This window comes from Pseudomonas sp. LB1P83, assembly GCF_054897885.1.
Window position 1 is genome coordinate 770903 of record NZ_CM142709.1, and the last position, 18550, is coordinate 789452.

The 18550-nt window shown below is 59.6% G+C and carries 15 protein-coding genes; 5 read left to right on the top strand and 10 right to left on the bottom strand.

The window, feature by feature from the left end; translation table 11 throughout:
- Positions 1 to 42: 42 nt before the first annotated feature.
- The 3 genes from ACYZTY_RS03380 to ACYZTY_RS03390 form a co-directional block, all read right to left on the bottom strand.
- The gene (locus ACYZTY_RS03380) at positions 43 to 1017 is read right to left on the bottom strand and encodes a 2-hydroxyacid dehydrogenase (RefSeq protein WP_461957300.1); all 975 of its coding nucleotides are present in this window, start codon (positions 1015 to 1017) and stop codon (positions 43 to 45) included.
- Positions 1018 to 1704: 687 nt separating this feature from the next.
- A complete protein-coding gene (locus ACYZTY_RS03385) occupies positions 1705 to 2082 on the bottom strand; it encodes a DUF6124 family protein (RefSeq protein ID WP_461959245.1) in 378 nt (125 codons plus the stop codon).
- Positions 2083 to 2418: 336 nt separating this feature from the next.
- Positions 2419 to 3387, bottom strand: coding sequence for a LysR family transcriptional regulator (locus ACYZTY_RS03390; protein WP_461957301.1), 969 nt, complete (start codon positions 3385 to 3387; stop codon positions 2419 to 2421).
- Positions 3388 to 3718: 331 nt separating this feature from the next.
- Between ACYZTY_RS03390 and ACYZTY_RS03395 the strand changes: the two genes are divergently transcribed.
- The 4 genes from ACYZTY_RS03395 (at position 3719) to ACYZTY_RS03410 (ending at position 8611) form a co-directional block, all read left to right on the top strand.
- Positions 3719 to 5218 (top strand): efflux transporter outer membrane subunit, encoded by a 1500-nt coding sequence (locus ACYZTY_RS03395; RefSeq protein WP_461957302.1) that lies wholly within the window; start codon positions 3719 to 3721, stop codon positions 5216 to 5218.
- 133 nt (positions 5219 to 5351) lie between these two features.
- On the top strand, positions 5352 to 7544 hold the full coding sequence (locus tag ACYZTY_RS03400; RefSeq protein WP_461957303.1) for an FUSC family protein: 2193 nt from the start codon (positions 5352 to 5354) through the stop codon (positions 7542 to 7544).
- Positions 7534 to 7734 (top strand): DUF1656 domain-containing protein, encoded by a 201-nt coding sequence (locus tag ACYZTY_RS03405; RefSeq protein WP_007896379.1) that lies wholly within the window; start codon positions 7534 to 7536, stop codon positions 7732 to 7734. The genes ACYZTY_RS03400 and ACYZTY_RS03405 overlap by 11 nt, the downstream gene beginning before the upstream one ends.
- Before the next feature lie 10 nt (positions 7735 to 7744).
- The gene (locus ACYZTY_RS03410) at positions 7745 to 8611 is read left to right on the top strand and encodes an efflux RND transporter periplasmic adaptor subunit (RefSeq protein WP_461957304.1); all 867 of its coding nucleotides are present in this window, start codon (positions 7745 to 7747) and stop codon (positions 8609 to 8611) included.
- Between the two features lie 18 nt (positions 8612 to 8629).
- Here ACYZTY_RS03410 and ACYZTY_RS03415 read toward each other — a convergent pair whose 3' ends face one another.
- The 4 genes from ACYZTY_RS03415 to ACYZTY_RS03430 all read right to left on the bottom strand — a co-directional run bounded on the left by ACYZTY_RS03415 (position 8630) and on the right by ACYZTY_RS03430 (position 11907).
- Entirely contained in the window at positions 8630 to 9898 is a 1269-nt protein-coding gene (locus tag ACYZTY_RS03415; RefSeq protein ID WP_461957305.1) for a hypothetical protein, read from the bottom strand.
- A gap of 201 nt (positions 9899 to 10099) precedes the next feature.
- Complete coding sequence (locus tag ACYZTY_RS03420) at positions 10100 to 10498, bottom strand: DUF4440 domain-containing protein (RefSeq protein ID WP_461957306.1); 399 nt, start codon at positions 10496 to 10498, stop codon at positions 10100 to 10102.
- A gap of 86 nt (positions 10499 to 10584) precedes the next feature.
- Positions 10585 to 11409 (bottom strand): SDR family oxidoreductase, encoded by an 825-nt coding sequence (locus tag ACYZTY_RS03425; protein WP_461957307.1) that lies wholly within the window; start codon positions 11407 to 11409, stop codon positions 10585 to 10587.
- 33 nt (positions 11410 to 11442) lie between these two features.
- Positions 11443 to 11907, bottom strand: a complete 465-nt coding sequence (locus ACYZTY_RS03430; RefSeq protein WP_461957308.1) for a multidrug transporter — start codon at positions 11905 to 11907, stop codon at positions 11443 to 11445.
- A gap of 182 nt (positions 11908 to 12089) precedes the next feature.
- Here ACYZTY_RS03430 and ACYZTY_RS03435 point away from each other — a divergent pair, with 182 nt between their 5' ends.
- A complete protein-coding gene (locus tag ACYZTY_RS03435) occupies positions 12090 to 14954 on the top strand; it encodes an RHS repeat domain-containing protein (RefSeq protein ID WP_461957309.1) in 2865 nt (954 codons plus the stop codon).
- Positions 14955 to 15036: 82 nt separating this feature from the next.
- On the opposite strand, the gene ACYZTY_RS03440 is transcribed toward ACYZTY_RS03435, so the two are convergent.
- From ACYZTY_RS03440 to ACYZTY_RS03450, 3 genes are all read right to left on the bottom strand, one after another.
- On the bottom strand, positions 15037 to 16488 hold the full coding sequence (locus ACYZTY_RS03440; RefSeq protein WP_461957310.1) for a mannose-1-phosphate guanylyltransferase/mannose-6-phosphate isomerase: 1452 nt from the start codon (positions 16486 to 16488) through the stop codon (positions 15037 to 15039).
- A gap of 211 nt (positions 16489 to 16699) precedes the next feature.
- A complete protein-coding gene (locus ACYZTY_RS03445; protein WP_461957311.1) occupies positions 16700 to 17353 on the bottom strand; it encodes an alginate O-acetyltransferase AlgF in 654 nt (217 codons plus the stop codon).
- Between the two features lie 17 nt (positions 17354 to 17370).
- Complete coding sequence (locus ACYZTY_RS03450) at positions 17371 to 18546, bottom strand: alginate O-acetyltransferase (protein ID WP_461957312.1); 1176 nt, start codon at positions 18544 to 18546, stop codon at positions 17371 to 17373.
- Positions 18547 to 18550: the final 4 nt, after the last annotated feature.

Sequence of the window (18550 nt, forward strand, 5' to 3'; positions counted from 1 at the left end):
TAAAAAGCGGGCAGGCACGTTAAAAGTGTCTGCCCGTTTTAGTTAGCCTTTCCAGACTTGCGGGTTGACCAGATCTTGCGGCCGCTCGCCCAGCAGTGCGCTGCGCAGGTTATCCAATGCACGGTTGGCCATGGCCTCGCGGGTTTCATGGGTGGCGGAGCCGATGTGCGGCAATGTCACCGCATTTTTCAGCTGGAACAATGGCGACTCGGCCAGCGGTTCTTTCTCGTAGACGTCCAGGCCTGCGCCGCGAATGCGGTTGTTTTGCAGGGCTTCGATCAGGGCGGGTTCATCCACGACCGGACCGCGGGCGATGTTGACCAGGATGGCGCTCGGTTTCATCAGTGCCAGTTCGCGGTGGCTGATCAGGTGTCTGGTTTTTTCGCTGAGCGGCACGACGAGGCAGACGAAATCGGCTTCGGCCAGCAATTGATCGAGACTACGGAATTGCGCGCCGAGCTCTTGCTCCAGCCCGGTCTTGCGGCTGTTGCCGCTGTAGAGGATCGGCATGTTGAAACCCAGCCGCCCGCGACGGGCAATGGCCGCGCCGATGTTGCCCATGCCGACGATGCCCAGGGTTTTGCCGTGTACATCACAGCCAAACAACGGTGCGCCGACGGTGGCTTGCCATTGGCCGGCCTTGGTCCAGGCATCGAGTTCGGCGACGCGGCGGGCGCTGCTCATGAGCAGGGCGAAGGCCAGGTCGGCGGTGCTTTCGGTGAGGACATCCGGCGTGTTGGTCAGCATGATCCCGCGTTCGTTGAAGTAGGCGACGTCGTAGTTGTCGTAGCCGACGGAGACGCTGGAGACCACTTCGAGTCTGGCGGCGTTTTCGAGTTGTGTGCGGCCGAGTTTGCGACCGACACCGATCAGGCCATGGGCGTGGGGCAGGGCTTCGTTGAATTGGGCGTTGATGTCGCCGTTTTTCGGGTTGGGGACGATGACGTCGAAGTCTTGCTTGAGGCGCTCGACCATTTCCGGGGTGACGCGGCTGAAGGCAAGGACGGTCTTTTTCATGGGAGGAGGGCTCGTCGGGGCTGGGTGAATGCCAAGCACGCTATCATTCTTCCCCGCTGTTGTGCGAGTCCGCGGGTTGCCGGATGTACACCGTCCAAAACTGTGGGAGTGAGCCTGCTCGCGATGGCGGCCTGATAGCCGACCATGTTCTTTCAGGCGTACATATCCATTCCTGCGGTAACGGCGGCTGGCGGTTTCGCCCTTACGGCGACTCACTTTTTTTACAAGCGCCTAAAAAAAGTAAGCAAAAAAACGCTCGCCCCAAGCGTCCGGCCCCTCGCCTAGGCTCGGCGTTCCTTCGCTCCGGTATCCATCCGGGGACACTGCCCTCCGGTTGGCTTCGCTGCACCTACATGCAGCGTGTTCGACTGCGTCGAACGGCGCTGCGCGCCACTCCCCGGATGAACACCTCCACTCAGCCTCCCGAAGGGGCGGGTGGATCAAGATCAAAAGCTGCAGGCGAGCTAACGCTCGGCCTGATGAGTGGTGAGAAGCAAAAGCTCTGCGCCAATCTGTTTTATGTAGGAGCGAGGCTTGCCCGCGAAGGCGGCCTGACAGCCGACCGATTTCTTACAGGTGTACATCAATTCACTGTGGGAGTGAGCCTGCTCGCGATGGCGGAGTGTCAGACGACATCAATGACGGATGTCAGACCGCAATCGCGAGCAGGCTCGCTCCTACAGGGGATCAGCTGTGTGGCGCAGGTTTTGGTACGGCGACGTTATCCAGCATCCGGTTCGCTGCCAGTTCGGCCAGCATGACGATCTGTTGAATGGCCATTGCCTTGTGTCGGTGCGGGCCTTCCAGGTAGTCCGCGAAATCACTCGCCATTACACTGGCCTGGGCCAATGACTCGCAGGTATGGGCCAACAGGTCTTCGTCTTTGATATCCGGGGCAATCAAAAACATCGTGCTGGGTTTGCGGATGGCAGGGGATTTGAGGGATGCGGGATTGAGGTAGTGATCCAAGGCGCGTTCGGCGGCGTCGTTGAGTTTTTTGGAATCGAGGGATTCGTAGGGGGAAACGTCGTCGGTTTCCGGAGGGTTCGGTGTTTCTTTGATCATGCGGAAGTTACTCATTGGCAGATGAAGTGGAACTGCCATCTTTCGTTTTCCAGACGAAAGGGTGGCAGCTGTGCGCGGACTGGAAAAACCGGAACACCCACCAAATACCGGCAGACCCGAAGGTCTCCCGCGCACAGCCGCCATAACAAGGATTTGCGTGCAGAAAAAAGCGCCGCAGTATGCCATGGGATGTGGTAAGTGTTCGCCAGGTTTTCCAGACCTGATCGCTGATTTTGCAGCGACCCACAAAGCCTACCCATTTCCCGTCCGACCCAACAACCGACAGAACCCGTCGGAAACATTCCCCAAAATCACCGCGTCTGTAGGACCGTGAAATCAGTTCGCCACCCGAACCCCACCCAAACTCCCACTCAATTCATACGCCACCAATTCCGCCTGATGCGCCGCCAATATCTCCGGCAACGACCCACGCAAGTACTCGACCCACGTTTTGATCTTCGCATCCAGATACTGCCGCGACGGGTAGATCGCATACAGATTCAGTTCCTGCGAGCGGTAGTTCGGCATCACCCGCACCAGTGTTCCGTTGCGCAGTCCTTCGATCGCCGCGTACACCGGCAACACGCCGACGCCCATGCCGCTGATGATCGCGGTTTTCATCGCATCGGCCGAGTTCACCAAAAACGGTGAGCTGTTGATCGTGACCATTTCCTGGCCTTCCGGCCCGTCGAAGGTCCATTTCTCCAGCGGGATCACCGGGCTCACCAGGCGCAAGCACGCGTGGTTCAGCAAGTCGGCGGGCTTGTGTGCGCAACCGTTGGCTTTCACATAGGCCGGTGAGGCGCAGACGATGCTGTAGGTGATGCCCAGGCGCTGGGAGACGAAACCCGAGTCCGGCAGTTCGCTGGCCAGCACGATGGACACGTCGTAGCCCTCGTCGAGCAGGTCCGGCACGCGGTTGGCCATGGTCAGGTCGAAGGTGACGTCGGGGTGGGTTTTGCGATAGCGGGCGATGGCGTCGATCACGAAGTGCTGACCGATGCCGGTCATGGTGTGCACTTTGAGCTGTCCGGCCGGGCGTGCGTGGGCGTCGCTGGCCTCGGCTTCGGCTTCTTCGACATAGGCCAGGATCTGCTCGCAGCGCAATAGATAGCGCTTGCCGGCTTCGGTCAGGGCGATGCGACGGGTGGTGCGGTTGAGCAGGCGGGTTTGCAGGTGGGCTTCCAGGTTGGAGACCGCGCGCGACACGTTGGCCGTGGTGGTGTCCAGTTGCACGGCGGCGGCGGTGAAGCTGCCGGCCTCGGCCACGTAACTGAAGGCGCGCATGTTTTGCAAAGTGTCCATGGGGTGCTCTCTTGGCGAATGGCAAATTGTGACACGAAGTTTCTGTTTTTTTACAGGCGACTAAGGATGGACCAAGGGATTATCGCGCTAACGGTAACAAAGATTCACAGGATTCCCAGCTTATCGCCATTCGGGGCGACCCCTAGAATTGCGCCACCGCAGGAACCGCCAGTCAGGCATGGCACAAAACCCCTGTAGGAGTGAGCCTGCTCGCGATAGCGGTCGAACATTCAAGATGGATGTCGACTGACACACCGCTATCGCGAGCAGGCTCACTCCTACAAGTAATGCGGTGCTCGTTCTTACCTCACCCTCTCAGGAAATTGCAGCAGTGCCGCGTCGCATCAGCAGAGCGCTTCAGACGCTCAGTGTTTTAGCTATATCCCTGACCATCAGCGGCTGTATCGGAACCGGAGGTATTGCCCCGCAGGGCAAGGCACTGGAGGCCAATTCACTGGCCACCGACGAAGCTATTCAGAGCGCCGCGCAGGACGCTCACTGGCCCACCGCCCAATGGTGGCAGGCCTATGGCGACCCGCAACTGAACCGCTGGATCGACCTCGCCATGCAAGGCAGCCCGACCATGGCCATGGCCGCCGCACGGGTGCGACAGGCCAAGTCCATGGCCGGCATCGCCGAGTCTGCCGAGTCGTTGCAGATCAATGGCGAATCCACCCTCAAGCGCCACAACTGGCCCACCGATCAGTTCTACGGTCCGGGCGAGCTGGCCAATTCGACGACCTGGGACAACAACGCCGCGCTGGGTTTCAGCTACGCCCTCGACCTCTGGGGCCGCGAAAGCAACGCCACCGAACGTGCTGTGGACATGGCGCACATGAGCGCCGCCGAAGCACGTCTTGCCCAGCTCGAATTGCAGAACAACATCGTGCGCGCCTACATCGAACTGTCGTTGCATTACGCGCAGCGGGACATCGTCGCCGCGACCCTGCAACAGCAGCAGCAAATTCTCGATCTCGCGCAAAAACGTCTGAACGGCGGCATCGGCACCCATTTCGAGGTCAGCCAAGCGCAAACGCCGCTGCCGGAAACCCATCGTCAGATCGACGTGCTGGACGAAGAAATCGCCCTGAGCCGCAACCAACTGGCAGCCCTCGCGGGGAAAGGCCCAGGGGAGGGCGCGCAGTTGCAGCGACCCACGCTGTCGTTGGCCGCGCCGCTGAAACTGCCGTCGGCGCTGCCCGCGCAATTGCTCGGTCAACGCCCGGACGTGGTCGCCAGTCGCTGGCAAGTTGCGGCTCAGGCGCGGGGCATCGATGTGGCCCACGCGGGGTTCTACCCCAATGTTGACCTGGTCGGCAGCCTCGGCTATATGGCCACCGGCGGCGGGGCGCTGGAGTTTTTGACCGGCAAGAAACTCAACTACAGCGTCGGTCCGGCCATCTCGTTGCCGATCTTCGATGGCGGCCGCTTGCGTTCGGAACTGGGCGAAGCCTCGGCCGGGTATGACATCGCCGTGGCCAGGTACAACCAGACGCTGGTCAACGCCCTGAAAAACATCTCCGACCAGTTGATCCGCCGCGAGTCCATGGACAAGCAGCAAACCTTCGCTGCCGAGTCCGTGGCCACTGCGCAGAAGACTTACGACATCGCGATGATCGCCTACCAGCGCGGCCTCACCGATTACCTCAACGTGCTCAACGCCCAGACCTTGTTGTTCAAGCAGCAGCAAGTCCAGCAGCAGGTTCAGGCGGCGCGGTTAAGTGCTCATGCTGAATTGGTGACAGCGCTGGGTGGTGGGCTTGGTGCGGGGAGCGATGTGCCAACGGACAACCAGACCGCCGTACCGAAAACCCCGGCCCTTTTGCGTTGAACACAAACCTTGTAGGAGTGAGCCTGCTCGCGATGAGGGAGTGTCAGTCGACATCGATGTTGAATGTGACGTCGCAATCGCGAGCAGGCTCACTCCTACAGGCCCCCGGTCACACTGAATTAAGCAGGATTCCATGACTCCCTTGCCCGCACCTCTGCGCTGGCTGTATTCCCTCGAATGGCGCCGGGGTTTCTTCGACTGGGCACGCAGCGATGGCGTGACCTGGGTCTACATTTTTAAAGTGCTGTTTGCCGCGTTCCTGACGTTGTGGCTGGCGATGCGTCTGGAGTTGCCGCAACCGCGCACGGCGATGATCACCGTGTTCATCGTCATGCAACCGCAAAGCGGTCAGGTGTTCGCCAAGAGTTTTTACCGCTTTCTGGGCACCTTGACCGGGTCGGCGGTGATGGTGGCGCTGATTGCCTTGTTCGCCCAGAACACCGAACTGTTCCTCGGCTCACTGGCGATTTGGGTCGGCATCTGCTCGGCCGGCGCAGCGCGGTATCGCAACTTTCGCGCCTACGGTTTTGTGCTCGCCGGGTACACCGCCGCGATGGTCGGTCTGCCTGCATTGGCCCACCCGGACGGCGCGTTCATGGCGGCGGTCTGGCGGGTGCTGGAAATCTCCCTGGGGATTCTCTGCGCCACCGTCGTCAGCGCCGCGATCTTGCCGCAAACCGCCAGCGCGGCGATGCGCAATGCCTTGTATCAGCGCTTCGGTGTGTTTGCGTTGTTCGTCACCGATGGCCTGCGCGGTCGCAGCAAGCGGGAGGCTTTCGAAGCCAGCAACGTGCGCTTTATCGCCGAGGCCGTCGGGCTGGAAGGGCTGCGCAGTGTCACCGTATTTGAAGACCCGCACATGCGTCGGCGCAACGGTCGGCTCAGTCGCTTGAACAGCGAGTTCATGGGCATCACCACGCGGTTCAACGCCTTGCACCAGTTGCTCGAACGCTTGCGCAGCAGCGGCGCCGACCACGTGGTGGCGGCGATCAAACCGGGGTTGCAGGACCTGGCGGAATTGCTCGATGGCTTCAGCGGCCGCGCCTTGACCAGCCCCGACGCCGCACGCCTGACCAGTGCGTTGACCACCTATAAGGAAAACCTGCCGGCGCGGGTGCGCAGCCTGCGGGCGACCTTTCAGGAGAGCGATCCGAGCGACGCCGAGCAGCTCGATTTTCACACCGCGTACGAACTGCTCTATCGCTTCGTCGATGAGCTGCACAGTTATGCACAGACCCACGCGTCGCTCGCTGATCACAGCCATGCACGGGAACAATGGGACGAGCCGTTCACCCCGCAAACCAACTGGATGGCCTCGGCTGCTTCGGGTATTCGTGCAGCGTTCATTCTGGTGGTGCTGGGCAGTTATTGGGTGGCGACCGCATGGCCGAGCGGGGCGACGATGACGTTGATTGCCGCTGCGACTGTGGGCCTTTCCGCCGCGACACCGAACCCTAAACGTATGGCGTTCCAGATGGCTTGCGGGACGTTCCTCGGCGCACTGATCGGCTTCGTCGAGATGTTTTTCATCTTCCCGTGGATCGACGGCTTCCCGCTGCTGTGTGTGATGCTCGCGCCGGTGATCGTGCTCGGTTCGTTCCTCACTTCGCGGCCGCAATACGCCGGTGTCGGCCTCGGATTGCTGATCTTCTTCAGCACCGGTTCGGTGCCGGACAACCTCACGGTCTACAACCCTTACGCGTTCATCAACGACTACATCGCCATGGTGCTCGGCATGCTGGTGTGCGCGGCGGCCGGAGCGATCATTATGCCGCCGAACAGCCGCTGGTTGTGGCGCCGGCTTGAGCAGGATTTGCGCGGGCAAGTGGTGTACGCGATCAGCGGCAAACTCAAGGGCCTGGCCTCGAGTTTTGAAAGCCGTACCCGGGATTTGCTGCATCAGGCCTATGGCCTTGCGGCGGGCCAGCCGCAGGTGCAACGGGACTTGCTGCGCTGGATGTTCGTGGTGCTGGAGGTCGGCCACGCGATCATCGAGTTGCGTAAGGAACAAGCGATTCTGCCGGTGCATCCGGCCTACGCCGAATCCCAGCCGTGGCGCCAGGCGATCCGCGTGATGGGCCGTTCGCTGGTGCGGCTGTTTCTGCAACCGAGCCAAAGCAATCTGGAGCGCGGATTGATCGCGGTCGACCATGCCATTAGCCGCGTGCAAGCCACGGACGAACCGTTCGCGCCACACTTCGACACCTCCGCGTTGCGTCGGGTGAAGAGTTATCTGCACTTCATCCGCACGTCTCTGCTCGACCCGCAATCACCGCTCGCCACGTATGCGAACACCCAGCCCCAAGGACTTGCACATGCCTCGTGAAATCGCCTTCCACGGCGTGTACATGCCGACCATGACGCTGATGTTTTTCATCGCTGCGGCGCTGGCCTGGGCGCTGGACCGGTTTCTGTCCGGGTTCGATCTTTACCGCTTTTTCTGGCACCCGGCGCTGCTACGCCTGAGCCTGTTTACCTGTTTGTTCGGCGCCCTGGCGCTGACTGTCTACCGTTGAGAACGATCTGATGAAAAAGCTATTCAGCCTGCTCGCCACCCTGCTGGTGCTGGCCCTCGCGCTATGGATCGGCCGGACCCTCTGGGTGCATTACATGGACACGCCGTGGACCCGCGACGGCCGGGTGCGCGCCGACATCATCAACGTCGCCGCCGACGTCACCGGGGAAGTGGTGGAGGTGCCGGTGCGCGACAACCAGTTGGTGAAGAAGGGTGATCTGCTGATGCGCATCGACCCCGAGCACTACCGCATCGCCGTCAAACAGGCGCAGTCGCTGGTCGCCTCGCGCAAGTCGACATGGGAGATGCGCAAGGTCAACGCCCATCGCCGCGCTGACATGGACGCGCTGGTGATCTCCAAAGAAAACCGCGACGACGCCAGCAACATCGCCGACTCGGCCATGGCTGATTACCAGCATGCCCAGGCGCAACTGGAAGCGGCTGAACTGAACCTCAAACGCACCGAGGTCCGCGCAGCGGTGGACGGCTACGTCACCAACCTCAACGTGCACCGCGGCGACTACGCGCGCATCGGCGAAGCGAAAATGGCCGTGGTCGATATGAACTCGTTCTGGGTGTATGGCTTCTTCGAAGAAACCAAGCTGCCGCACGTGCGCGTTGGGGATAAAGCCGACATGCAGTTGATGAGCGGCGAAGTGCTGAAGGGGCATGTGGAAAGCATTTCTCGCGGCATCTACGACCGTGATAACCCGGAAAGTCGCGAGCTGATTGCGGACGTGAACCCGACGTTCAACTGGGTGCGCCTGGCGCAGCGAGTGCCGGTTCGGATACACATTGATGAAGTGCCGGAGGGGGTGCTGTTGGCGGCGGGGATTACGTGTACGGTGGTCGTAAAACCGATAGAGGCTACGCTGTAACCTCTATCGATAAGGGGACTATCCGAAATAGCTTCGAATCATACCAATCCCTCTTTGTCCCAAGCCGGCGTTGTTATTTGAAAAGAGGACTCGATTATCAGTGTGTGGGCATAACTGAATCGGCTCAGAAGCTGTGTAAGTGTCCAATGTGATGAAACCAGAACACCCGAAGGCGATATCAATCACCCCATTGGGCAGGAACCGGGCAATGTGAAGCGGGTAACTGCCGGAGACAGTGACGATGCAGCCGTCCGGTTGTGAGTAACCGCAGTTCCAGTGGGTGCCGTCTTCGTTGTTGAGTTTCGTCAGCAGGGGATTCCCGTTGTTGAACATCAGGTGCGGATCACCATTGGGGGTGATTGCCAGCAATAGCCCCTGCTTGGTTTTTTCAAAGGTATCTCCCACGCGGCCAATGCCGATCAGGGTGCCGTCTGACCTGCGTGCCATATAGTCGAAAGCAGTGTTCCGCTCGTCGATGCGCAAAGTGAGCAGACCGGGTGTTTGAGAGGCGTAGTTGAACGTTTTATCCAAACTGCCGTTGGCCTCGAGCCGCGCGATGTAGGCTGTATCCAGTCCGTCAATCAAGGCATGGCCTGCCAGCAAAATTTTATTGCCCTGCGCCAGACAGGTATTGATGCGCGTATATGGACTGGAAGTGCTTGCCTGAAAATCCAGACGCCCCGTGCCGTTGAAACTTATGTCAGGAACACCTTCAGGGGTGAAACGGAACACTGCACTGCGTAGGAAGTCTGAGTTATCCGGTGATTCAAAGTTGGCGCTGATCAGTAGGCAACCGTCGTCTAGAATCCTAAGGGTGTCGGAGTCTTCAAGAAATTTTTTATCACCAATGTTTTCAATGATTCGATGCCCTTTTTCGCCAAAGCTTTCGTCGATTACGCCGGTTTCAAGAAAACGAACCATCGCCAGATGAAACCAACCGTCGGTTCCCGACAGCGTCGCGCCCAGCATCAGAATTTTCCCATCTGGCTGAATGGCAACTTTTCCGCCGGTCGCCGGCTTGTCCTCTAGAAAGTTGCCGTAGATGACACCTTGACCGGCAAAATCATTATCGAGTGTGCCGTTACTGTTCAAACGCGCCAGTGCGTAGACATATGCCTCATCGCGAAAGAGTCCTGCCGCGAAAACGATCTTTGCGTCCGGCTGAAGTGCGAGCCCTTTGATGAGGCGGTCGGCGTGAAACTCAGGGGGAAGCTTGCTCAGGCCGAACACACCGTCAGTGCCAAATGAAGAGTCTGGATCACCGGGTTTGTTTTGTTCCATGTTCATAATTTCATCCTCGAGAGCGCCCGTCCGCTCACCGGCAGTCATGCAGTGAACGCTGTTGAGGACACCCACCGCGACAGCCGGTCAAGTCACCGGTCGGGCAACGCGGGAGGAACTGGCTGGCCCCTTCCTTGGGGTACTAAGTTGAGCTGTTTACCGATATTGGTCTACTGTCAGAAGTTACAGGTCGGTTGATACAGTGGATCAATCGCGACAAAACGTCTCATGCAAATGCCACCAAACCACCTTGCCACCGGCCTGCTTCTCAAACACCACCGTCGACCGGCGATCCGAGTGCAGCCCCGTCGCATCGGTCTGCTGCTCGCGATAACTCACCACCGCGCCACCGTCGTACAGCGCGATACCCCTTAAATCGCTGAGCTCAATCCTGAAACCGAGCTTCCTTCCGCCCGCCAGCACGAACAATTCGTTCAACGCAGCGAAATCCAGCACCCGGCCCAATGGCGAGATCATGGAAAACTGTGGCGAAAAACGCGTGAGCAGGCATTCAAGTGCGGACTCGTCCTGGTCCTCGGCCAGCCATTGCTCGATGGCGATGTGGGCCTGGATTACTTCGTCGAAGTATTCGGTGTAGTCGGTCATGTTTGATTCCTGAAATTCTGCGGCGTCTGGTCTGACGTCTTCGCGGACAAGTCGGATCGCCGCCCGCGAAGAACGATAACGCGGTCTCAGAGTTGCCCCTTTAGCCCGAACCGCTTCATCAACCCCGCCTCCAACAGCCCTTTTGGCAACAACCCGGCCAACAACGGCAACGCCCGGCTGCCATTGCCCAGGCGAATCAGTCGCGGTGGTTTGCTTTGCTGCACAGCCTTGAGCAAACCCATCGCAAACTCCTTGGCCGGCGTCGGTTTGTCCTGAGAGGCCTTGGCCCGCGCACGAATGCCTTCACGCAGCGGAAACCACGGTGATTGCTCGGTGATCAACTGCTCCGCCTCATGCCCGGCATTTTTGGCGAAGCTCGATTCGATCGCACCTGGCTGCACCTCCATCACGCGCACGCCAAACGGCGCCAACTCCATGCGCAATGCGTCGCTCAGCGCATGCACCGCCGCTTTCGAGGCGCAATACGCGCCGGCAAACGGCGTGACCAATACCCCGGAAACGCTGCCGATGTTCACCACTATTCCTTTGGCGCGGCGCAGTACCGGAAACAGCGCGCGTGTCACACCGACAATCGCAAACACATTGGTTTCGAACTGGCGCTGCATCGCCGGCACACCACCGTCCAGCAGCGGCCCCATCGCGCCATAACCGGCGTTATTGATCAGCACATCCAGGCCGCCATGTTGCTGATTGATGCGCTCGCTCAGCTGTTCGAGTGCCGCGCCGTCGTTGACGTCCAGTTGAACGGCGGTGAAACCGGCGGCTGCCAGAGCAGCCACGTCTTCAGCCTTGCGGGCGCTGGCCCAGACTTCGTATTCGGCACCTTTGAACACATCGGCGAGGGCGCGGCCAATGCCGCTGGAGCAACCGGTAATTAACGCTACGGGCATGGCGCGGTCCTTGTGCAAAAAGAAGTAGGGGGATCAGTCGGAGAAACTACCCTGCAAACGCTCGGCGCGAAACTCCAGAGTTTGCGGGCGATAGCCAGGGCGCAGCGGCGGCAGGGGCAAGCAGTCTTCCCAATTGGCGCCGGCCTGCAGTTCGCCGGGGCCGCGATAGCGCGGGGCGGCGTATTGATTGTCGGCCAGATTGACCGTATCGCCCGGGGCATACGCGGCGACGCGCCAGCGCAACTCGGTCAGTGGCACGTTGTTGCCGTTGTTCATGGTCAGCGCCAACGGGCGGTCCGCCGGGCAGTGTTCCGGCGCGTAGGTGATGCGTAACTCCAGGCGAGCCAGTTGCTGGACCTCGCGGTTGTCCATCCAGATCACCCACGTGGCCACCAGGCCCAAGCCGATGGCGGCCGCCACAGAGACGGGCAACGCCTTGGCCGGGTAGCGCAGCAATAAAATCAGCCAGGTGATGACCAGCAGGACGCCGATGAACATGTTTGAACGCTCCTTGAACTCATGACCACCATCCTACCGAACGGCTGCGGGAATGGACATTCACGGATCATCCGCGATCACCGTTGGTCGGCACTGTAATTTCTGACAGTAGCCAGTCCTGAGCACGCGGGGTTAGATAGAACGCAGGCAAACATGGACGGACCGGGATGCAGGCTTCGACGATGGGATTGCACTATAAAACCCCCGGATTGTCCGTCATCGATCCACGGGGGTTGCCGATTCGTTCGGTTGATTATTGGCGCAACGACGAAAATGCCACCGCTCTGGCGCGCATCAATCGCACCCTGCACGATGCCGCGGGTTTTGCGGTAGAGCAATGGGATCCGCGGCTGTGGGCGTTGCAAAAGGATGACCCGTCGGCCCCTGCCAATCTCACGAGCGTGCATACGCTGTCCGGTAGTCCTGTCTGTGCGGTCAGCGTTGATGCCGGCACACAGATCAGTCTTTTCGGCCTGGCCACTCAAGTGCTGCAAAGCTGGGACAGTCGCGGTACCCGGCGCGAGGTTCGCTACGACGATCAGCTTCGTCCCGTGGCAGTGTATGAGCATATCGCCACGCAGCCTCCACGGTGTGCCGAACGTATGGAATATGGTCGTGCCGATGACGGCAATCGGGATCGCAACCAATGCGGACAGCTGATTCGCCAGGATGGCCCCGGCGGGACCGTGCTGTTTGAGGCGTTCGCGATCACCGGCCAATCCACCAGCCACGTTCAACACTTCACCCAGGAAACCGTTGCACCTGATTGGCCGGAGTCGATAGCGGATCGACAAAAGCTACTCGAGCCGGGAGAGGGCGCGCGCTCGACGTGGCGTTACGGGGCGCTGGGGGATGTGCTGGAATCGGTCGATGCCAGGCAAAATTGCCAGCGCTTCAACCTCACGATTGATGGCCGGTTGCGCCGCGGCGCCCTGAATCTGGCAGGACAATCCTCGTGGCAAATGCTGGTCGGCGAGATCGAATACAACGCCGAGGGTCAGACCATACGAGAAGTGTCAGGCAACGACGTACAAACAACGCTCACGTATTGCCCCGAAGATGGTCGTCTGATGGAGCGACGGGCGTACAGTGAACGAGTCGGTTTGCTGCAACACCTGTTCTACATCTATGACCGAATGGGCAATGTGCTGAGTATCGAAGACAAGGCGCTGCCGGTGCGTTACTTCAACAATCAACGCATAGACCCCATCAGTCTTTTTATCTACGACAGTCTTTATCAGTTGATCCAGGCGTTTGGCTGGGAGGCGGGGGGCCTCAACCAGGGGCCGGACTCAGTCGGTCGTACGGATCCGGCAGCAGTCAGCAATTACCATCAGAGCTACTGCTACGACGAGGGCGGCAACCTGCTGAAGCTGACGCATGTCGGCGCACAAAAACCGGGCCGTGAACTGACCGCCGCGCGGTACAGCAATCGCTGCCTGCTCTGGCGCAACGGCGTGCCGCCGACCGAAGCCGAAATCGCTAAAGCATTTGATGCCAACGGCAATTTGCTGGAGCTGGATCAGGGCCGCTTTCTGACGTGGGATCTGCGTCATCAATTGCACTCGATCACTCCGGTTGAGCGCGATTCCGGAAGCAATGACTATGAGTTCTACCTCTATGAAGGCGCGGGCCAGCGGGTGCGCAAAATTCGCTCGTTGCAGACCAATGCCCGAGCCGTGACGGCTGAAGTGCGTTACTTGCCGGGTCTGGAACTTCGTACCGACAGTGGCACCGGGGAAGTGCTGCAGGTCATCACCGCGCCGGCCGGCCTCAATGGTGTTCGGGTGCTGCATTGGGAAAGCGCTCCGCCATCCGGCGTCAACGATCAGTACCGCTACACCCTGGTCGATCACCTGAACTCCTGCACCGTGGAACTGGCTGGCGATGCGCAGATCATCAGCCAGGAAGTCTTTTATCCCTACGGCGAAACCGCGTGGTACGCCGGTCCGGATGTGATCGCCATCGACTATAAAGTCATTCGTTATTCGGGTAAGGAGCGGGATGCGACGGGGCTTTATTACTATGGACTGCGCTACTACGTACCGTGGATGTTCCGTTGGCTCAATCCTGATCCAAAAGGCTTCATTGACGGGCCCAACCTGTATCAAATGGTGGGAAATTCTCCCATGACTTACGTCGATAGCGACGGTGGTGAATTGACCGAAGCTTCAGAGCTGAACGACAGCCAGGACAAGCAAAATGCCTTGTTGAAATCCGTAGGAGGTGGCGCTGCTGATCTCAAGAACTCGCTACTCAATCACGTTTATGCGCAGCATCGTTTCAAAGCGTTGGGCAGACGTATCGTTACGCAACTTGCCAGCAGTGCTGCCCGTACCGCCGCGACGACTGCGGGGGCTGCGGCGGGCGGTGCCATTGGTGGTCTGGCAGGTCCCGTTACCGCAGGGTTGGGAAGCAAAGCGGGCGCTGCGGTCGGGGCTAAAGCGGCCAATGCGCTGATTTCCAGGATGGTGGACACCTATCAACTGGATCGCCCGATCAGCTTCAAAGGCAATGAAATGAACCCTAAATCATTCATCGAGGCCGTTGAACCCAAAAGTAAAACCAACTTGAGGACGATAAAATTCGAGCTGTCGGCAATAGACCCCCGGACCCGTGAAGGGCGAGCAAAACTGGGGAAAAAGGTCGCCACCGCTGTGGTGGATAAAGTTGTCGACAAAGTTGCCAGCAAGCTGGGATCAGAAGCGCCGGGCCTGATCAAGACCGGCCGGGAGTTCTACCAGGCGTCACAGGGACTGAACGCCGCATCGCTCAGCGAGGTTTACGACGATACGCCGGCGGTGATCGACATGTTGGAGTTCCGGATGCAGGCAATCAAAACCGAGTTCGCCGGCTCCGGCAGTTCGGACCCGAAAGCCTTTGAGGATATTGCCGAACTCTCCGCGCAAACGGGGGAGGTGGTTCAGCAATTGAATAGAAACCAGGATTTGATCGGGCTTGTCGCGCCCAAGCCTTATGCCGGTAGACGGCAATCGTTGAGTGGAAGGTCCCGTTCAGCTCTGGTTCGGCAGGTGTCACAGGGCTGATACCAGCAAAAAGCCCCCGCCCAACCTGCTGCGGATAGGGAACGCAGCGGACTGGACGGGGGCTTCTGGTTTTACTGAACGCTTACTGCGCGATGGTTTTCACCGACACGCCACGTTCGATCGGGGTGGAGCGACCGTAGATATCTTCAAACCGCTCGATATCGTCTTCGCCCAGGTAGCTGCCCGATTGCACTTCGATGATCTCGAGTGGAATCTTGCCCGGGTTGCGCAGACGGTGGACCGAAGCGATCGGGATGTAGGTCGACTGGTTTTCGCAGAGCAGGAACACGTTGTCGTCGCAGGTCACTTCGGCGGTGCCGCTGACCACGATCCAGTGTTCGGCGCGGTGGTGGTGCATTTGCAGCGACAGGCACGCGCCCGGCTTGACCGAGATGTGCTTGACCTGGAAACGACCGCCCATGTCCACCGAGTCGTACGAACCCCACGGACGATAGACTTCGCAGTGGTTCTGGGTTTCGCTGCGGCCCTGCTCGTTGAGGGTGTTGACCATCTGTTTCACGCCTTGGACCGAGTCCTTGTGGGCGATCATCATGGCGTCCTTGGTTTCGACGACCACGATGTTTTCCAGGCCGATCACCGACACCAGTTTGCCGTTGCCGTGGATCATGCAGTTTCTGCTGTCCTGAATGACCACGTCGCCTTTGGTGACGTTACCGTTGACGTCTTTTTCATTCACTTCCCACAGCGACGCCCAGCAACCGACATCGCTCCAGCCGGCGGTCAGCGGTACGACGCAGGCACGCTGGGTTTTTTCCATCACGGAGTAGTCGATGGAATTGTCCGGGCAGCAAGCGAAAGTGGCTTCGTCGATGGTGACGGTGTCGGCATCCTGTTCGCTGCGCTCAAGGGTCAGCAGGCAGGTGTCGTAGATGTCCGGATCGTGTTTTTTCAGCTCTTCCAGGAAGCGGCTGGCGCGGAACAGGAACATGCCGCTGTTCCAGAAATAGCCACCGGACTGGACGAACTCGGTAGCGCGTTTCACGTCCGGTTTTTCGACGAAGTGCGAGACACGGCTGACGCCTTCGGGCAGCAGCGAGTCATTGGTGGACTTGATGTAGCCGTAGCCGGTTTCCGGTTTGGTGGCCGGCACGCCGAACAGCACCATTTCGCCATTTTCGGCAGCGACGGTGGCCAGGGCCAGGGCGCGTTGCAGGGCTTTCTGGTCTTCCAGTACGTGGTCGGCCGGCAGCACCAGCATCAACTCGTCACGACCTTCGTTGACCAGCATCATCGCGGTCAGGGCCACGGCCGGCGCAGTGTTGCGACCGAACGGTTCCATCAGGATGCGCTGGGTTTCCAGTTTACGGTTGGCCAACTGCTCGTTGACGATGAAGCGGTGGTCCTTGTTGCAGACCACGATCGGGGTGTCCATGCCTTCAAACACCAGGCGTTCCAGGGTTTGCTGGAACAGCGTGTGTTCGCCGGTCAGGGCGAGGAACTGTTTAGGAAACTGCTTACGGGAAAGCGGCCAAAGACGTGAGCCGCTACCACCTGACAAGATCACCGGAATCATGTTGTTACTCCTTGAAAATCGTATGGGTCAGAGCTACTGCGTTCTGTCGTTTCACTCTTGTTCTTATTCCGTGTCCCGACTGACACCTCGGTCTCTGTGGGAGCTGGCTTGCCAGCGATGCAGACGACTCGGTCCAACAGATGCACCGAGTCGATGCCATCGCGGGCAAGCCCGGCTCCCACAGGGTTATGGGTCAACCGGGAAAAATTGATTAGCGCGTCGAAACCGGGCGTTTTACCCAGACTGGCGACAGGCTGCTGCCTTTACCGGTGACGTACAGCACGGCGGCTTCACCGCGTTCCAGGGCCACCGGCTTCACGTCGCCGACTTTGGTGGCTCCGTCGTACAGGGCCAGGCTGACTTTGACCGGGTTGATTTCACGCTCGCCACGGCTTTTGGCCGCCACGGACGGAACCACTTCGGTCTTGCCGTCAGCGGTTTTCAGGGTCAGGGCCTTGTCGCTGAGGTTCTGTACGCGAACCAGGGATTTCTGCTTGTTCTTGAACGGTGGCTCTTCGATCAGTTGCGGCGCGCCGCTGGCGTTGTTGACCAGGGTGTAATAGTGGTCGCCGGCCAGTTTCACCGGCAGGGTCTGGCTGCCGACCTTGGCGCTGTAGTCGCCGCCTGGCATGAAGCTGAAGTCGGTGCTGGACAGCGGCGCGACTTCGGCCAGGTTGGTGCTGCCGACGGTGGCGCTGACTTCAGCGTTACCGGCGTTGTAGACACGCACAAAGCTCGAGCCTTTCGGTGCGGTCGGGCCGTAGAGTGCGCCGTCGCCAGCGAAGGCGGACATCGACAACACGCTCATGCCAGCGACGAGAGCAAAAGTCTTGGCGAGACGGCGAGGAGTAGTAGTGAAAGTCATGGTAGTACCTCTCTCTTTCAGTTTTGCGCCCGGTCGGGCGTCTCGGATTTAGTGTTTGCGGCTACGTTCTGTTGGCGGGCGCCGGCTTCTTTGAGTTCTGCGACCCACTGCGGGTCGGCGTCGCCGATTTCGTTGTTCACAGGCAGATAACGTTCAGGAAACTCCCAGATCAGCACCTGTGGCGGGCTGTTCTTGAAAGCATCGCTCTTCAGGTAGCTGAGCATCGGCAGAATCGGGCCGTGGCCGTCTTCGGCGTAATTGACCACGTCGCTGTTCAGCGCTTGTTTCAGCGCACCGACGAAGTTCCAGTTGGGGTTGGCGCTGTAGCTGGTGCCGATCAGGGCCACCGGCACTTCAGTGTTGGCGAACAGCGCGTCATCACTGGCAGGCTGGTCTTGCGCGACCACGGTGTTGCGCTTTTGCAACGGTTCCGTCTTCGGCATCATGTTTTCGAACAGTGGGTCCAGCGGCAGGAACAACCGCAGGTCGCCCTTGTGCGTGACTTTCTCCGCAGGTTCAGTGACGAAGTGTTGCGGCTCGCCGCTGAGCGGGGTTTTCTCGGCGATGGTTTTGGCCAGGGTTTCGGCGGCGATTTGCGCGCCTTCCGGAGTCCAGTGGGTATCGGTGCGCAAGAACACTTGCTGACCATCCAGCTTGGCTTTCAGCATCGGGCCGAACAGGTCGGGCGCGATGATTTTGTTGGCCGCCACACGAGCGTGGAAGTCTTCATAAAGGTTGGCGTGAATGCTCGAAGGTTTCACTTGGCCCAGGTGTTCCGGGTACAGGCGAGTCTTGGCCGGCACGATCGCCATCACCAGTTTCACGCCCTTGGCTTTCAATTCCTGACGCACGCCTTCTACGAGCGCGTAGTTGCCTTGCAGGTTCAATTCTTCGTTGACGATCGGGTTGAATTCTTCATCGCTGTACAACCATTGATCGCGACCGAGCACCACGCCCGGACGACCTTCGTTGAACAGTTTGAAATCCAGCGCGGCCCAAAGGTTGGTGCCCAGGCGCTTGATCGGGAACTCGTCGTCGTAATGCGTCTCCACGGCTTTGGCCCAGCGGCCATTGAGCACCGTCGCATCGGCGTTGGTGCTGAAGCCGAGGAAGCTGCGCGTCGACCACAGGCCCAGCACCAGCAGGGTCACCATGAACAGGGCGATGTAGAAGATACGTAATGAGCGGGTCATGGTC

Excerpts from the sequence above, each read along its gene's own strand:
- ACYZTY_RS03380 (WP_461957300.1), bottom strand. The coding sequence starts at position 1,017 with ATGAAAAAGACCGTCCTTGCCTTCAGCCGCGTCACCCCGGAAATGGTC.
- ACYZTY_RS03385 (WP_461959245.1), bottom strand. The coding sequence starts at position 2,082 with ATGATCAAAGAAACACCGAACCCTCCGGAAACCGACGACGTTTCCCCC.
- ACYZTY_RS03390 (WP_461957301.1), bottom strand. The coding sequence starts at position 3,387 with ATGGACACTTTGCAAAACATGCGCGCCTTCAGTTACGTGGCCGAGGCC.
- ACYZTY_RS03400 (WP_461957303.1), top strand. The coding sequence starts at position 5,352 with ATGACTCCCTTGCCCGCACCTCTGCGCTGGCTGTATTCCCTCGAATGG.
- ACYZTY_RS03405 (WP_007896379.1), top strand. The coding sequence starts at position 7,534 with ATGCCTCGTGAAATCGCCTTCCACGGCGTGTACATGCCGACCATGACG.
- ACYZTY_RS03410 (WP_461957304.1), top strand. The coding sequence starts at position 7,745 with ATGAAAAAGCTATTCAGCCTGCTCGCCACCCTGCTGGTGCTGGCCCTC.
- ACYZTY_RS03415 (WP_461957305.1), bottom strand. The coding sequence starts at position 9,898 with ATGAACATGGAACAAAACAAACCCGGTGATCCAGACTCTTCATTTGGC.
- ACYZTY_RS03420 (WP_461957306.1), bottom strand. The coding sequence starts at position 10,498 with ATGACCGACTACACCGAATACTTCGACGAAGTAATCCAGGCCCACATC.
- ACYZTY_RS03425 (WP_461957307.1), bottom strand. The coding sequence starts at position 11,409 with ATGCCCGTAGCGTTAATTACCGGTTGCTCCAGCGGCATTGGCCGCGCC.
- ACYZTY_RS03430 (WP_461957308.1), bottom strand. The coding sequence starts at position 11,907 with ATGTTCATCGGCGTCCTGCTGGTCATCACCTGGCTGATTTTATTGCTG.
- ACYZTY_RS03435 (WP_461957309.1), top strand. The coding sequence starts at position 12,090 with ATGGGATTGCACTATAAAACCCCCGGATTGTCCGTCATCGATCCACGG.
- ACYZTY_RS03440 (WP_461957310.1), bottom strand. The coding sequence starts at position 16,488 with ATGATTCCGGTGATCTTGTCAGGTGGTAGCGGCTCACGTCTTTGGCCG.
- ACYZTY_RS03445 (WP_461957311.1), bottom strand. The coding sequence starts at position 17,353 with ATGACTTTCACTACTACTCCTCGCCGTCTCGCCAAGACTTTTGCTCTC.
- ACYZTY_RS03450 (WP_461957312.1), bottom strand. The coding sequence starts at position 18,546 with ATGACCCGCTCATTACGTATCTTCTACATCGCCCTGTTCATGGTGACC.